At 71.2% G+C, this 15,481-nt stretch carries 13 protein-coding genes and 1 pseudogene; 10 read left to right on the plus strand and 4 right to left on the minus strand.

Features of this window, described 5'->3' with window-relative positions:
- Positions 1 to 62 precede the first annotated feature (62 nt).
- The 8 genes from ACLQ22_RS28730 (at position 63) to ACLQ22_RS28765 (ending at position 10,320) form a co-directional block, all read left to right on the plus strand.
- A complete protein-coding gene (locus ACLQ22_RS28730; RefSeq protein WP_425695053.1) occupies positions 63 to 1,046 on the plus strand; it encodes an ABC transporter substrate-binding protein in 984 nt (327 codons plus the stop codon).
- A complete protein-coding gene (locus ACLQ22_RS28735) occupies positions 1,043 to 2,017 on the plus strand; it encodes a FecCD family ABC transporter permease (RefSeq protein ID WP_425695054.1) in 975 nt (324 codons plus the stop codon). Before ACLQ22_RS28730 ends, ACLQ22_RS28735 begins: the two co-directional genes overlap by 4 nt.
- A complete protein-coding gene (locus ACLQ22_RS28740) occupies positions 2,014 to 2,988 on the plus strand; it encodes a FecCD family ABC transporter permease (protein WP_425695055.1) in 975 nt (324 codons plus the stop codon). Before ACLQ22_RS28735 ends, ACLQ22_RS28740 begins: the two co-directional genes overlap by 4 nt.
- Positions 2,985 to 3,782, plus strand: a complete 798-nt coding sequence (locus ACLQ22_RS28745) for an ABC transporter ATP-binding protein (protein WP_425695056.1) — start codon at positions 2,985 to 2,987, stop codon at positions 3,780 to 3,782. Before ACLQ22_RS28740 ends, ACLQ22_RS28745 begins: the two co-directional genes overlap by 4 nt.
- Positions 3,779 to 5,500 carry an ABC transporter ATP-binding protein/permease gene (locus ACLQ22_RS28750; protein ID WP_425695057.1) on the plus strand — a complete coding sequence of 574 codons (1,722 nt, stop codon included), beginning with the start codon at positions 3,779 to 3,781 and terminating at the stop codon, positions 5,498 to 5,500. The genes ACLQ22_RS28745 and ACLQ22_RS28750 overlap by 4 nt, the downstream gene beginning before the upstream one ends.
- A complete protein-coding gene (gene cydC / locus ACLQ22_RS28755; protein ID WP_425695058.1) occupies positions 5,500 to 7,344 on the plus strand; it encodes a thiol reductant ABC exporter subunit CydC in 1,845 nt (614 codons plus the stop codon). The genes ACLQ22_RS28750 and cydC overlap by 1 nt, the downstream gene beginning before the upstream one ends.
- Positions 7,345 to 7,931: 587 nt before the next feature.
- A complete protein-coding gene (locus tag ACLQ22_RS28760; protein ID WP_425695059.1) occupies positions 7,932 to 8,279 on the plus strand; it encodes a VOC family protein in 348 nt (115 codons plus the stop codon).
- Positions 8,280 to 9,150: 871 nt separating this feature from the next.
- Positions 9,151 to 10,320, plus strand: coding sequence for an MFS transporter (locus tag ACLQ22_RS28765; RefSeq protein WP_425695060.1), 1,170 nt, complete (start codon positions 9,151 to 9,153; stop codon positions 10,318 to 10,320).
- Positions 10,321 to 10,629: 309 nt separating this feature from the next.
- Here the strand turns inward: ACLQ22_RS28765 and ACLQ22_RS28770 are convergent, their stop codons facing one another.
- The 3 genes from ACLQ22_RS28770 to ACLQ22_RS28780 form a co-directional block, all read right to left on the minus strand.
- Positions 10,630 to 11,433, minus strand: coding sequence for a hypothetical protein (locus tag ACLQ22_RS28770; RefSeq protein ID WP_425695061.1), 804 nt, complete (start codon positions 11,431 to 11,433; stop codon positions 10,630 to 10,632).
- Complete coding sequence (locus ACLQ22_RS28775) at positions 11,430 to 11,996, minus strand: RNA polymerase sigma factor (protein WP_425695062.1); 567 nt, start codon at positions 11,994 to 11,996, stop codon at positions 11,430 to 11,432. The genes ACLQ22_RS28770 and ACLQ22_RS28775 overlap by 4 nt, the downstream gene beginning before the upstream one ends.
- 268 nt (positions 11,997 to 12,264) lie before the next feature.
- Positions 12,265 to 12,498, minus strand: coding sequence for a DUF6896 domain-containing protein (locus ACLQ22_RS28780; protein ID WP_425695063.1), 234 nt, complete (start codon positions 12,496 to 12,498; stop codon positions 12,265 to 12,267).
- Between the two features lie 199 nt (positions 12,499 to 12,697).
- Here ACLQ22_RS28780 and ACLQ22_RS28785 point away from each other — a divergent pair, with 199 nt between their 5' ends.
- Positions 12,698 to 13,330: an adenylate kinase family protein gene (locus ACLQ22_RS28785; protein ID WP_425695064.1), complete on the plus strand. Its 633-nt coding sequence runs from the start codon at positions 12,698 to 12,700 to the stop codon at positions 13,328 to 13,330.
- Positions 13,331 to 13,693: 363 nt separating this feature from the next.
- Here ACLQ22_RS28785 and ACLQ22_RS28790 read toward each other — a convergent pair whose 3' ends face one another.
- Positions 13,694 to 14,428, minus strand: coding sequence for an alpha/beta hydrolase (locus ACLQ22_RS28790; protein ID WP_425695065.1), 735 nt, complete (start codon positions 14,426 to 14,428; stop codon positions 13,694 to 13,696).
- A 182-nt stretch (positions 14,429 to 14,610) separates the two neighbouring features.
- On the opposite strand from ACLQ22_RS28790, the pseudogene ACLQ22_RS28795 reads away from it, so the two are divergent.
- Positions 14,611 to 15,307, plus strand: a pseudogene (locus tag ACLQ22_RS28795) (IS5 family transposase); the annotation flags it as partial.
- Positions 15,308 to 15,481: the final 174 nt, after the last annotated feature.

Here is a 15,481-nt window from a genome sequence, read left to right on the forward strand (position 1 = left end):
TCGCTTATGACAACCGTTATCGTTACCGGATTGCCTCTGCTTCCCAACGAAAGTTCATGGTTGTGACACGACTACGTCTCGCCCTGTCCGCCCTGCTCGCCGCTGGTGTCACGCTGACCGGCTGCGGTGGCTCCTCCGCACCGTCGCAGCCCGCTGCCGCCGTCGCGCCCTCCGCGCCGCCGGTGGAGGCGGTGACCCACAGGTTGAGCCTGACCGACGCACGAGGGCAGACGGTGAGCCTGAAGTCGAAGCCGGACCGGATCGTCTGCCTGACCGGGCTGTGCGACGACGCGCTGGTGGAACTGGGTCTGACGCCGGCGGCGACCACGACACCGAAGCTCGTCGCCCGTCCCGACTACCTCGGGGAGGCCGGCAAGGCAGTGCCCACCCTGCCGGGCATGTTCGGCAACGAGGACGTGGCGGCGATCGCCGCCACGAAGCCGGACCTCGTCATGGGTCTCGCTGGAGCGCACGACCAGCTTCGCCCGGCGATCGAGAAGTTCGCGCCGCTGTGGCTGGTCGAGGTGAAGACGTACGAGGACTCGGTGCGCTACCTGCGCGACGTGGCGGCGCTCACCGACCGCGGCGCCCAGCAGGTGCTGGCCGAGCGCGCGTTCCGCGACCGGCTCGCCGCCGCCCGCGCCACCTCGACCGAGCGTGGGCTGAACAAGACGACCGCGCTGGCGATGTACGGCGGCACGTCGATCGGGGTCAACACCTCCGACGACCTGCTCGGCCACCTGCTGTCGCAGGTGTTCGACTACCCGTGGCCGAGCAAGGGCGGCGGCTTCGACACCGCGCAGGCGTACAACGTGGAGGAGATCCTCGCGCGTGACCCGGACATCGTGTTCATCCAGTCGTTCACCTTCGGCCCGGACGCCAGGACGGTGTCGGCCCAGTACGCCGCCAACCCCGTGTGGAAGCGGATCACGGCAGTGCGGGAGGGCCGGGCGCACGAGGTGCCGGCGGAGCTGTGGGCCTCGGGCCGGGGCACCCGCGCGTTGGGGTTGATTCTCGACGAGGCGGTCGCCAAGGCGACCGCATGACGGCGCTCGGCGTCGCCGTGCCCCGGCCGGTGCTGCGCTGGTCGGCGGCGTTGACGCTGGTGGCTGCCCTCGCCGTGGTGGTCGGGTTGACCCTGGGCGTGAGCCTGCCCGCAGAGGCGGACGTCGCGCGGGTGGTGCTGTGGGAGCTGCGGATGCCACGGCTGCTGCTCGCCCTCCTGGGCGGCGCGGCGGTCGGGGCGGCGGGACTGCTGATGCAGGCGGCACTGCGCAATCCGCTGGCCGTGCCGGAACTGATGGGGGTGTCCACCGGCGGTGCCCTGGCAGCGGCGGTGACGGTGGTCTGGGCGCTGCCGGTACCGGTGGCGCTACAGCCGGTGGTGGCGCTGGTCGGGGCGGTGTGTGGGGGTGCGGTGTGTCTGGCTGCTGCCGGCACGGGTCGCGGCCCGGGCGCGGTGCTGCTGATCGGCGCGGCGGTCTCCACCGCGTTGCAGGCGGTACTGCTGGCCGTGCTGGCGGCTGCCGACCGGCTGCAGTACGACACGCTGTTCCGGTACCTGGTCGGCAGCCTCACGGGCATCACCTGGGACCACGCCCGGCTGACGCTGCCGTGGTTGCTGGCGTGCGTGCCGCTGGCTGTGCTGGCGTTGCCCGCGCTCGGGGTGTTGCGCCTCGGTGACAAGGCGGCGGCGGCCGTCGGGCTGCACGTGGGCCGGGCTCGGATCGCCGTGCTGGGGCTCGCCGCCGTCCTGGTCGCCGTGGTGGTGGGACCGTGCGGACCGATCGCGTGGATCGGATTCGTCGCGCCCCACGCTGCCCGCCGGCTGCGCCCGGCCGCCGACGCGCGCCTCCTGCTGCCCTGGGCGGCGGCGATCGGCGCGCTGTTCACCACGGTCGCCGACCTCGCCGCTCGACACGTCTTCGCTCCGGCGGAGACTCCGCTCGGCGCGTGGACGGCGGCCGTCGGCATCGTCGCCGGGTTGCTCATGCTGGCGCGACGGAGCACGTCGTGAGGTGGTGGTGGGCGGTCGGGGCGCTGCTCGCGGCGGCCGTCGCGGAACTGGCCGTGGGCAATGGCGTGGACTGGCCGCAGCTGGACCCCCTGGAGCAGCGGATACTCGTCGAGCTGCGGCTGCCTCGCCTGGTAACCGCGCTGCTCGCCGGTGCCGGGCTGGGTGCGGCCGGGCTGCTGTTGCAGGCCGTGCTGCGCAACCCGCTGGCCGCGCCGGAGCTGACGGGGGTGAGCCCGGGCGCGGTGCTCGGCGTGCTCACCGGCATCCAGATCGGGCTGGTGCCCGCGGACTCGGCCTCCGGCGCGCTCTTCGCCGCGCTGGCCGGCGGCACCCTCGGTGGCGCGCTGATGTGGCTGCTGGCGCGGCACGGCTCGACGACGGAGGTGGCGGCGTACGGGTTGCTCGGGTCGGCAGCGCTGGCCGGGGTCACCACGCTGTTGCTGGCGTACCAGCCGGGTCGGTTCGGCAACGCGATGCGCTGGCTCGTCGGCTCGACCGACGGCCGGGTCTGGGCGCACGTGCAGACCGCTTGGCCGTGGCTGGTCGCGTCGCTGGTGCTGGCCTGGCTGTGCTCGGCCCCGCTGGGCGTGCTGGCCGCCGGTGACGGGCACGCCGTCGCGCTCGGTGTGCCGCCCCGCACGGCCCGCGCGATCGGCCTGGCGTTGGCCGTGGCGCTGGCTGCCGGGGCCGTCGCGCTGGCCGGCGCGCTGGCCTTCGTCGGGCTGGTCGTGCCACACGTGGCCCGGGCGATGTGCGGGGCAGACCTGCGCCGGGCGTTGCCGGCCGGCGCGCTGGTCGGGGCGAGCGCGGTCGCGGGTGCGGACGCGCTCGCGCAGGTGTTGACGGTGATGGTGCAGTCCGGATCGGCCGCACAGCGGCTGGGCGTGCCGGCGGGCGCGGTGACCGCGCTGCTCGGGGCGGTGGCCCTGGTCGTCGTGGCGCGCAGGTCGTCTCACGTGGAGGTGTCATGACGCAACCGGTGTTCGCGGCGGAGGAGGTCCGGTACCGGTACCGGGACCGGCCGGTGCTCGACGGGGTGTCCCTGGTCATCCGTCCCGGTGAGTGCGTGGCGCTCGTGGGCCGCAACGGCTGCGGCAAGTCGACCCTGCTGCGGCTGCTCGCCGGCATCGACCCGCCGCAGAGCGGGCGGGTCCTGCTGCGCGGCCGTCCGGCACACGCGATGCGCCGGCGGGACGTGGCGCGGCAGGTGGCCGTGCTGCACCAACAGCTACCGCCGATGCCGGGGATGACCGTGCGGCAACTCGTCGCGCAGGGCCGCTACCCGCACCGGGGACCGTTGGGAATGCTGTGGCGCCCGGAGGACGCCGAATCGGTCGCCGCACTCGACGCGGCGGACGTGGCGGGGCTCGCCGCGCGGGAGGTGGACACGCTCAGCGGCGGGGAACGCCAGCGGGTCCGCCTCGCGCTCGCGCTCGCGCAGCAGACCCCGGTGCTGCTGCTGGACGAGCCAACCACCTTCCTCGACGTACGGCACCAGTTGGAGGTGCTGTCGCTGGTGCGCCGCCTACACGCCGAGCGGGGCCTGACCGTGGTGGCTGTGCTGCACGAACTGGACCACGCCGCCCGGTTCACCGACCGGGTCGTGGCGCTGGCCGAGGGCAGGGTCGCCGCCGACGGGCCGCCCACCGAGGTGGTCACCCCGGAGCTGCTCGCCACGGTGTTCGGCGTACGCGGCCGGGTGGTCACCGACGCGCACACCGGCACCGTCCGGGCGCTGGCGGACACCCCGCTGGAGGCGGCGTGATCGTCCATCGGGAGTTGGTGCGGCTCGGCGGCGCCGTCGCCGGACCGGTGGCCGGGTGCGCGGCGCTCGGCGTGGCGGTCTCGGCCGCGTACGTCGGTCAGGCCCTGCTGCTCGCCGCGGCGCTGGCGGCGGTGTCGCGCCGTGACCTCGACGCCACTCCCCCGCTGTTGGCCGGAGTGCTCGCGGTGATCGTGACCCGGGCCCTGCTGCTGTACTGGCGGGAGGCCGCGACCGCCACGGCGGGCGCCCGGATCCGGGCCCGGCTGCGCGACCGGTTGGTGGCGCGGCTGGCCGAGCTGGGCCCGGCCTGGCTGACCGGGGCGCGCACCGGGCGCACCCAGGCCACGCTGGTCGACGGCGTGGAAGGGCTCGACGCCTACTACAGCCGCTACGTCCCGCAGGTGCTCGTCACGGTGGCCGTCCCGACGGCGCTGGTGGGGTGGCTGGCCACCGTCGCGCCCGTCGCCGCGACGCTGCTCGGCACCGCCGTGCTGCTGGTGCTGACCGTCCCACGGGTGTGGGACGCCACCCTCCTGCGGCGGGGCCGGGGACGGTGGGCGGCCTTCACCGCGCTCGCCGCCGACTTCCTCGACACCCTCCAGGGCGCCGCGACCCTGCGGGCCTTCGGCGCGGTCGGCCGAATGCGCGACCGCATCGAGGCGCGCAACCACGACCTGCACGCCACCACCATGACGCAGCTGCGGCTGTCGTTGATCGAGAGCGGGATCAGCGCCCTGCTCATCCAGGCCGGGCTCGCCGCGGCGACCGTCGCCGCCGCCGTGGCCGCGAGCGGCGGCCGGGCCGACGTGAGCACCGCGTTCCTGGTGCTGCTGGTCTCGGTGGAGTGCTTCCGGCCGGTGCGCGACCTGGGCGCGCACTGGCACGCCGGCTACCTCGGCATCACCGCCGTCGACGGCCTCACCGACCTGCTCACCGCGCCGGCCCCGGTGACACACACCGGCCGCGTCGCCCCCCGCTTCGCCGAGGGTCCGGCGGTCGCCGTCGAGGCGGTCAGCTACCGCTACCCCGACCGGGAGTCGCCGGCGGTGCGGGACGTGACGCTGCGGCTGTCCCCCGGCGAGACCGTCGCGGTGGTCGGCCCGTCCGGCGCGGGCAAGTCGACCCTGGCCAGCCTGCTGCTGCGGCACCTCGACCCGCACACCGGCCGGATCACCGTGGACGGCGTCGACCTGCGCGACCTCACGCGGGACGCGCTGCGCCGGACGGTGACCGTGGTCGCGCAGGAGACATACCTGTTCCATGGCACGGTGGCGGAGAACCTGCGCCTGGCCCGCCCGGACGCCACCGACGCCGACCTGCGGGCCGCGGCCCGCGCCGCCGGCGCACACGACTTCATCACGGCCCTGCCCGACGGGTACGCGACAGCCGTGGGCGAGCGCGGCACCACCTTCTCCGGCGGGCAGCGGCAGCGACTGGCCATCGCCCGCGCGCTGCTTGCCGACACCCCGGTGCTCGTCCTCGACGAGGCCACCTCCCACCTGGACAGACGACAGGAAGCCGAGATCGTGACGGCGCTGGCCGACGCCACACGCGGGCGCACCTGCCTGGTCATCGCCCATCGGCTCGCCAGCGTCCGGCACGCCGACCGGATCGCGCTGATGCGCGACGGCCGGATCACCGCTACCGGCAGCCACGACGACCTGCTGCGCACCACCCCCGCCTACACAGAGCTCGTCACCGCGCAGGAGGTGCCCTGATGGTCACGACGGACCTCGCATCCGACCCGGCCGGCCTGTCGACCGGCCGTGCCGCGCAGCCCGGACCCGGCGGCCGGCAGCCCGGCGCGCTGCGGCGGCTGCTGCCCGCGATCGCGGGGCACTCCGAGGCCTTCTGGGCGACCCTGGCGGCGAACCTCGTCGGACAGCTCGCCACCGCCGGCGCGGCGGTCCTCGGCGCGTGGCTGCTCGGACGGGCGGTCACCGGGGACCCCACACCGGTCGACGTGGTCGCCGCGGTGCTCGGCGGGCTGGTGGCGGTCATCGCCGCGGCCACCTGGTGGGAGATGCTCGTCTCGCACGACCTGGCCTACCGGGTCCTGGCCGACCTGCGACTGCGGGTCTACGACGCGATCACCCGGATCGCACCCGGCGGACTGGCCGGCAAGCGCTCCGGTGACCTCACCACCGTCGCGCTGTCCGACGTGGAGACCCTGGAATGGCTCTTCGCGCACACGATCGCGCAGCTGCTGACCGCCACCGTCGTCCTGACCGCCGGCACGCTGCTCGCCGCGTCGATCGACCCGTGGTTGCCCGCCGTGGTGCTGCCGCTGGCCAGCCTGATCACGGTGGTGCCGTGGCTGCTGCGTCGCCACGCCGACCGGCACGGCACGCGCGTCCGGGCGGCGACCGCCAGCATGACGGCTGACATCGTCGACACCGTGCAGGGCCTGCGGGAGCTGACCGTCTTCGGGGCGATGGACCGGCAGCGCGCCCACCTGGCCGCGCGGACCCGGCAGCTCGGCCGGGCGCAGCGGGCCAACGCCGCCCGGGCGGGCCTGGAGACGGCGCTCATCGACGCGCTGCTGGCCGTGGCCGGCGTCGGCGGGCTGCTGGTCGTGGCCGACGGTGTGGGTACGGGCCGTCTGGACCCCGCACTCGCACCGGTCGCGGTGGTCCTCGCCGGAACCGTGCTCGGCCCGGCGGCCCAGGTCGCGCTGCTACTCAAACAGGCCGGCGTCCTCCGCGCCGCAGGTGACCGCATCGACACCTTGCTGCGCGCCCCGGCACCGGTCACCGCCCCGACCGCCCCACTGCCGGCGCCTGCCGGTGGTGAGGTGGTCTTCGACGCCGTGCACTTCGGCTACCTGCCCGGCCGCCCGGTGCTGTCGGGCGTCTCGTTCACGATCCGTCCCGGCGAGACCGTCGCCCTGGTCGGCGCCTCCGGCGTCGGCAAGTCCACCTGCGTCCACCTGCTGTTGCGCTACGCCGACCCCACCGCTGGCCGGATCACGGTCGGCGGCGTCGACCTGCGGAACCTCGCCGACACCGATCTCCGGCGCGCGGTCACCGTCGTGCCCCAGGACGTGCATCTCTTCCCCGGGTCGATCGCCGACAACATCCGCCTGGGCCGGCCCGACGCCACCGACACCGACCTACAGCGAGCCGCCGGCACCGCACAGGTCAGCGCGTTCGCCGACGAACTGCCGCGCGGGCTGGAGACCCCCGTCGGGGAACGGGGCGGCGCCCTTTCCGGTGGCCAACGAGCCCGGGTCGCCGTCGCCCGTGCACTGCTCACCGAGGCGCCGATCCTCGTCCTCGACGAGGCCGTGGCGAACCTCGACGCTCGCACCGAGCGTGACCTGGCTGAGGCCCTCGACGCCGCCCGCGCCGGGCGGACGACCCTGGTGATCGCGCACCGCCTGTCCACGATCATGCGCGCCGACCGCGTCGTGATGCTCGACGCCGGCCGCGTCGTCGCCGATGGCACCTTTAGAGATCTGCGCGACCGGCAACCCCTGGCCGGCCTGTTGGCCGATCAACTCTCGGTCCACCGGCCAATATCATCTGTCGATCTCGGTCTGCCGCAGTCGACGCTGCCGTGATCTCGCGGTGTGCATCCAGCGACCAGCTCGTCGGCGATGGCGTCCGCAACGCTCCGGCCAACGCCAGTACACCGGAGCCTTGGGCGGATCGAGTATGCGCGGGCGTTCGCGTGGCCGGAAGTCGTCGTCGCAGCGCATCAGCCGGATCAGGATCACACCCCTGCCGAGCGGCTGCTCCTGCTCATCCCGGCCTGCGCCGACAGCAGCCGCCCGCACACGGCCGTCGACCTGGTCGCGGATGCCTTGACCACTCACTCTCGGTGCCCGGTCCGACGTGCGTCAGGTCAGCGAAGAACTACTCGACAGCCGCAGGTACTGGACGCCGTGCCGATGGGCAGACATCGATGACGTCCTCGTCGGCCTTGAATCGCATGCCTGCCGCCGCCACGGAGGTGACCTGTCGCCGGAACAACTCCGCCTCATCGCCGATGCGCTCCAGCTCTGAGCGAACGCCGCATACCGGTAGCACCCCAGGGCACTACTTCCGTGCTCCGAACGCTGTGGAGGTCGCACGTTGCGCCGCTCGATGCACGAGTTGCGGCAGATCAGTGTGCTCGGAGCCAGTACCTCGCGTGCCAGAATCCGGCATGACGATTCGCCGTGCCGTGCCCGATATCACCACCGCCGATCCGGTCGCGAGCAGCGGCTTCTACCAACTTCTGGGCTTCCGCGAGGAGATGAACCTGGGCTGGGTGGTCAACCTGGTCTCACCGTTCGACCCCACCGCCCAGGTCATCCTCATCACCAAAGATGCAGCGGCCTCCGTAAACCCGGACCTCAGCGTGGAGGTCGCTGACGTCGACGCCGTCTACGAGGCGGTACGCGCGACGGGCGCAGAAATTGTGCACCCGATTACCGACGAGCAGTGGGGCGGCCGGCGCTTCTTCGTCCGCGACCCGGACGGCAATGTGGTCAACGTGGTCAGCCACCGCTGACTGGCAGAAGGCCAACGGCCTACCGTCCCGACAAGTCTCTCGAGTCTGGCGAGCTGGTGACTTGTGCGGAGCGTGACGTCTCCGCCGGTCAACGAGCGGCCTTGGAAGCGGCAGATCCGGGCGTCAGCCTGGCACGGCACGACCACGGGTAGATCGGGCGGTAGGAGATGGCGCGCGAAGCACAGCACGAGTCACCACCAGAGCCATTGAGCGCCGTGTCGGTGCTGCGGGGTGGTGGGAATGGTGTCGACGATCCTGTTACCGCGATGTTCTTTCGCGGCGGTAAGGCATGCGGCTCTCGCAGCCTGACGTTCCCTGCTGGTCCAGACGGCGTTGATGAACCAGCGCGGCGGGCCTCCACCGCCGACCAGCGACCGCAGGCCGGTTCGCGGGTGATGTGGACCGTCTTTGTCCGTACGAGACATGGTTGCCCCTCTCGGGGCCGCGGACGCGGCCGCCTAACGGGGGTGGAACGCGGCGCTGATCCTTGTCCTTAGGCCGACGACCATGACCGCAGAATAGGTCATTGCGTCCACAGCGTCAGGACCGAGGTTCGATGTGCACGACTAGCGGCAGATGTGCGCACCCGATCTGCCAGAGCAACGGCATCGCCCGCTGGCCGGCGACTGCGACGAGCCATACCCGCGCGATCGCCTGACAGCGTCTTGTGCCCTACTGGGTCCCCACCGGTGGGGACTGTCGTTGCCCGCCGTGTCGAAGTGTCTGGGCACGCCTGAAGGGTGCCGGGAGAGATGTGGACATTCCGGCGGGTGCGGCCCTGCCACGCTCAGGCCCTCGCCGGGCCCCACGCCTTGATCCCGCGCCTTAGCGTGGCAGGGTGGCAGCACCCCGCAGGGCACCGCCGTCAGAGATGAGCCGTCGGCTGACGTTCCTGTTCGCGTTGGCGGCGGGAGTGGCCATCGGCAACCTGTACTGGGCGCAGCCGCTGCTCAGCTTCATTGCAGGCGATCTACACGCCGCGACCGCGACGGCCGGCTGGCTCATCACCGCGACGCAGGTCGGGTACGCCGTCGGCGTGCTGCTGCTCGTGCCGCTCGGTGACGTCCTGGACCGCCGCCGGTTCGTCCCGGTGATGCTGCTGACCTCGGCCGCCGCACTGCTGCTGTGCGCGCTGGCGCCGTCGATCGGCGTACTCCTCCTCGCACTGGGCGTGCTCGGCGTGACGACGATTTCCGGGCAGGTCCTCACACCGCTCGCCGGGGACCTGGCCGGCGACGCACACCGCGGTCGGATCGTCGGCGCCGTCGGGTCCGGAACCCTCACCGGGATCTTGGCCTCCCGCACGATCAGCGGGTTCGTCGCCGGCACCGCCGGGTGGCGTACGATCTTCGCCCTCGCCGCGGTCGTCGCCGTCCTGCTCGCGGTCGTGCTCTACCGCGCGATTCCACCGCTGGCACCGCGGACGCGCATGCCATACCCGCAGCTCATCGCCTCGGTCGGCGCGGTGGTCATGCGGGAGCGGGCAGCCCGATGGACGCTGGTCCTGGCCGCCACAGGGTTCGCCACGTTCTCGCTGTTCTGGACGGCGCTGACGTTCCTGCTCAGCGGCCCACCGTTCCGGTACCCGGTAGCGGTGATTGGGATGTTCGGGTTGGCTGGCCTCGCTGGTGTCCTTTCCGGTCTGCACGGCGGTCGTCTGCACGACCGTGGTTGGTCGCTTGCGGCCACCGGCACGGCCTGGGTACTGGCCCTCGGCGCTTTCGTCGTCGCGGCGTTCGCCGGCCGCTCCGTCGTACTCATCATCATCGCGATCATCATGATCGATGTCGCCCTACAGACGCAGGCCCTCCTCAACCGGGCGCGGCTGTTCGCCCTCTCCCACGAGGCCCGCAGCCGGCTCAACACGGCGCTGGCCACCGGCAACTTCATCGGCGCTGCTATCGGCTCCGCCGCCGCGACCATGCTCTGGTCCGCGGGCGGCTGGACAGCGGTCACGATCACGGGAACGGCGCTCTGCTGCTTCGCACTCACCGTGTGGGCGCTGGGACGTCGGGGCCCACTCGTGATCGCTTCGCCGTGACGGACGGTGCTGTAACGGACCGCAGTGAAACCTTCCCCAACCGCGCGACATCTGCACGTGGTGCTCGTGGTGCTCCGGAGTCGAACCCGCCATGACGCCCTCGCGCCCAGTCCACGCGTCCGCCTCTCGGCACGTCCGCAGGGCGGCGCCCGGCGCCGGCGTCACCTTCGGTGACGAGCGCTTCGCGGCATGGCAGGGCTTCGGTCGCCGAGACTATAGGCGTTGACGGTGTTGGGTGACGCGCTGGCGGCAGACGTTCATTGCCGCGACGGCCATGAATACTGCGGGACCGATCCGGACGCGATGGCGTTACCGGGAAGTCGGGATCGCTGTACCCGTTGAAAGATCAACGCCGGTGCCGGGGTGCACCCGCTTTCTCAGGTTGGGCGGCAACCGTTCCGCCACCACGTTTCCGGCGGCGTCGTACCCGACCAAGACCGGCGGGTCGACGCTCTCGTTGGCGAGGTACCAGAAGAAGAACATGTCTTCGGCGCGTACGGCTGACCGCACGGACCCGTCGGGCAGTCGCAGTTCCGCCCGCACCGCATCCCCGGCGGCAGCCCACATCGTGTGTATTCCCTTGCCATCCTCGGATCCGCCCATGGTGCTGAGCGGCTCCGTGCCCCGGTCCGCCGCGCCCGCGCACTGTCCCCCGGCAAGTTTGAAGCTTGTCGGAGCCGGCCGGTCGAGGTCACCGGGCGGCTCGAACAGCGGGGCTATGCAGGTGGTGCCGTCCTGGCCCTTGGCGGACCAGACGGACAGTACGGTGCCGTCAGGGCCCGGTGCCTGGGCCACTCGTCGTGCTGTCTGGACGTCCACCGCGCCCCCGGTTTCGGTCGCCCAGAACGACAACGGCTTAGTGAATGACTCGGGCAGCAGTCCTCCGGCGATGGCGACGCTCGCACCCGAAGCGACAAGCCCGGCAGTCAATGCGGCGGTAAACACGACCCGCCGCCTGTGCGACCGTGGAGGGGCCTCCGGGAGGTCGCCAGCGATGTTAATCAACAGGTGTGCCAGCGCAGCTTCCCGAGTCGAGGCAGGCCAGCGGTCATCGACTGCGGTAACCGGCCTGAGCTTCTCGACAACGATCATTGTGTCGCGATCCTTGGTCATGCGGTGCCTCCTGCAGATGGCAGTGGACGTTGGGCAGCGTCGACGTGAGGCGGTGCGTCCGGCTCGCCGCTGGCGCGTAGTCGCCGCCGCGCCCTGAACAGACGTACATGGAAGGCCGGTAGTGAACAGCCCGCCACCCGCGCCGCCTGCTCCGGGGTCAAGCCGTCCCAAGCGATCAGCAGCAGCGCCTCCCGCTCCTTCGGGGTCAGCGTCGCCAGTTGGGTCAGCACGGTAGCGCGCTCCGTGGCGAGGACATCGGCGGCAGCCGCCGGCTCCGCGACCTGCCGGAACCGTTCCAACTCGACGGCCACCCGTGCCTGCCGATGTCCCGATCGGCGCAGGTTGGAGATGGTGTTGCGGGCGACCACGAGCAACCAGGGCAAGGGTTCATCCGGAACACTGGCGAGCTTCCGCCAGGCCACCAGGAACGTCTCCGACACCACATCCTGTGCGGAGTCGGAGTCAAGGTGTCGCAACGCGTACGCCATCACCCGAGGTCCGTGTTCGGTCCACAGCTCCACGAACCGTTGTTCATACCGCTCGGCTGCGTGCTCTTCTCTCACACCACGTAGTGTCCGGCCGCACTTCGGAACTTACGGCGACAAGCTGCCAAAGAGTGAGCGGGTGCAGTTCACCCCCAGGACGGTGGTCCTGCGGCCTTCACGCATCGGCGACCCCAGCGCTGTTAGCGGTATCAAGCGATGAACTGTCAACGCACCCTTCTCGGCACGACAGGGCGGCGCCGAACGAGCACGGTCGGCGGCAGATCCGGATACCTGTGAGGAGTCCTGCGTCAAGACGGACGGCGGTGGGTGGCTATGTGTGGGTGACTCATGCTGGGCCGCCCGGAACGTCAGGCAGCGCGAACCAGCGGCCTTCAACCACCTCGTGTAGGTGGCCCTCGCCGGCAAGATGGGTACAGGCTGCGTCGATGTCCTCATTGCTGTGGCCGTCATCTGCGGCTTCGTCGAGGAACCAGCGAATGCGCCAAGCATCGAATGCTTCAACCTCGCGCCCGAGCGAGGGGTCGGTGACTAGATCGACCACGAATTCTGCCGCCGCCACGTGTGATCATCCTGCCGGCCACCGGACGTCCGCTCATCGGGCCCATGACAGTGCGCCGGAGCGATCGAGCGAACCCACAAGCCGACACCGTCAGGCTCGCCAGAGCGGTCACGGATCAAGGGTCGATCAACGCTGCAACTCGGCCAGGGTCGTGATCTGACACCTTCACCATCCGCCGCTACAACGATAGGTTGCGTCGATGCGCCTGGCCGTTCTCGGACCACCCGGCTCCGGTCGGGAGGCTATCGCCGGCTCCATCGCCGCGGGTCTCGCCGTTCCCTGCCTCAGTCTGGCCGACGCCGTCCAGGCCGAGATGCGGGCGAAAACCCCTGCCGCGCTCCAGGCGCTACAGCATATGAACGCTGGTGAACTCGTACCAGACCAGGTTCTCCTGTCCATGATCCGTAACCGCCTCACCGAGCCCGACGTCGCCGCCGGCTTCGTCCTCGACGGCTTCCCTAACCATGCCGTCACCGCGGTGGTCCTCGACGCCGTGTTGTTCGACCTCGGCACACCCATCGACCGAGCAATCGACCTCGTCCTGCCCGACGTCGAGGTCCTTCGCCGCCTGGCCGGCCGTCGCATATGCCGCGGCTGCGGCAGAACCTGGCACACCGAGTTCGCTGCCCCAGCACGCCCCGACGTCTGCGACCGCTGTGGAGGCGAACTGTTCCAGCGCCACGACGACAACCCGGACCGCATCACTGCGGGCCTGCAGTCCTACCGGGCAGCCGCGGCAGCCACACTCAGTCACTACCGCGCATTAGGCAAGCTGACCTCCATCGACGCCACCCTCACACCGGCGGAGATCACCGCCAAGGCACTCGCATGACCCGAGGGCAGACAGCCATATCGCCACCCGCGCTTGTCGGTGTCGATTTACTCCACTCGGCCAGGCCGCCGCCGGACTGCTGACGCAGATCCGGGCACGCACGGCCTGTTGTCGGGGTACCCCTCTGGAGTACAAAAAGGAGATACAGCTGATCTTGCAGAGATCAAACCGGTCACCATGAGCATAACTCCGCCCCGACCGGCCGGTACCGCGGATGGCCCGGTACCGCCGCGACCGGGGCGGTACTGCATCTGCTGGCCACCGCCATCGAGGAGAGCCGGGGCGTGTCCTCGATGAGCGGCGTGCCAGCCGGCGCCGCCTACCGCCTGCGGCTGGTCTGGCAGCAAGGGCCCCGGCCCGCGGCTAACGCAGATGCCGGACGAAGAACCTGGCTGCGTCCTCCCCTGCGAACTGCGGGACACCGGTGTGTCCGCCCATGTTGGCGTGCAGCGTTTTCTCCTTGGAGCCGAAGGCGTCGAACAGGTCCAGGGCCGCCTGCCGGTCGTTGCCTTCGTCATCCCACTGCAGCAGGACATGCAACGGAATGGTGACCTGTCGGGCCTCCTCGAACATGGTGCGAGGCACGAAACTCCCTGCGAAGAAGCCGGCGGCCACGATGCGCGGCTCGACCACCGCAAGCCGGATGCCGACGGAGATCACTCCCCCCGAGTACCCGACCGGGCCGCCGATCTCGGGCAGCGACAGGAGGGCATCCAGGGCGGCCTGCGATTCCGGGACCGCCTTGTCGACGAGCGGGAGGACGAGGGCGTCGATGATCTCGTCGCTGACCGGCTCGCCGGCCTCCATAGCCCGGCGCAGGTCGGCGCGGGCCTGCTCGACGGCGACCCAACGGGGCCGGTCACCGCTGCCGGGGAGCTCGATGGTGGCGGCGGCGAAGCCATCCGCCGCAGCGTGCCGGGCCCGCGCCACCAGGCGGGGGTACATCTTGTGCAGTCCGAGCGGGGGGTGACCGAGCAGGATCAGCGGGACCGGTGCCGATGCGGATCCGGGCGTCCACAGGATGCCGGGGATCTCGCCGAGGGTGAATTCGCGTTCGAGGACGCCGTCATCGAGGCGCCGCTCAGTAGTGAATCGCATGGTCGTGCCTTTCGGGAGTGCTCGTGAACGGCGCTCCCGGACGACCTATCGCCCGACCGTGACCCCAGAGGGGAGCACCCATGTCGAAACGTTCACGGGTACCACCTCCTCGGTCTCTCGCACGGCCTCGGGAAAACTAGCAGCGGGCCGCCGTGATCCGCCAACGTGTTTTCTGTGGCAGGCAGACGGTGTATGGGCTGTTCAGGCGGTGGCAGTGCTCGGGGGTGCGGGCGCGGGTCCTCACGGGGTTGCAGGCAGTGCGGACGCGGCCGACTTGGTCTGCTGGGAGGTCAACGTCGACTCGACGATCTACCGGTCTCTTCAGCACGTCGCCGGCGCCCGACGCGACGGCGACGCGCAGCAGGAGCCAGCCGGTGGGGTGGTGTCTGAGCCTGCCGATCACGGACTCGGCCGGCCCCGGGGTGGCCTGACCACGAAGATCCACCTGGCGTGCGAGCACGGCCAGAAGCCGCCGTCGATCCTGGTCACCGCCGGGCAGCGCGGGGACTCGCCGCAGTTCGTGCCGGTGCTGCGGGGTATCCGGGTGCCCCGACTGGGACCAGGCCGAGCACGGCAGCGGCCGGTTCGGGCGCGCGGCGACAAGGCGTACTCGTCGCGGGCAACCGTGAATATCTGCGCCGCCACGGGATCAAGGCCACCATCGCCGAGCCCGCCGACCAGGCCCGCAACGGTAAGAAGCGCGGCGCAGCCGGTGGCAGGCCACCAGCGTTCGACATCGAGGACTACAAGGCCCGTCACGCCGTGGAGTGCGGCATCAACCGGCTCAAACGCCACCGAGCCGTGGCCACCCGCTACGACAAACTCGCCGTCCGCTTCGAAGCTGCCGTGCACGTCGCCGCGATCGACGAGTGGCTCTGACCACCAAGCATCACCTCATGCGAAGCTGGGCCGGCTGACCAGCAGACCCCAACCGACCAGCCTGAACCTCAGCCCGTACTTCTGGAACAGGCCCTAACTTGATCTTTAACCTGTGCGTCGTGGCCTGGGACTATTCGCGGCTTTCGTTTTCTTGGTGCTGCTGTTCGGCTTGTT

Origin of the sequence: Micromonospora sp. DT178 (assembly GCF_049841695.1) — a bacterium.
GTDB lineage: Bacteria > Actinomycetota > Actinomycetes > Mycobacteriales > Micromonosporaceae > Micromonospora.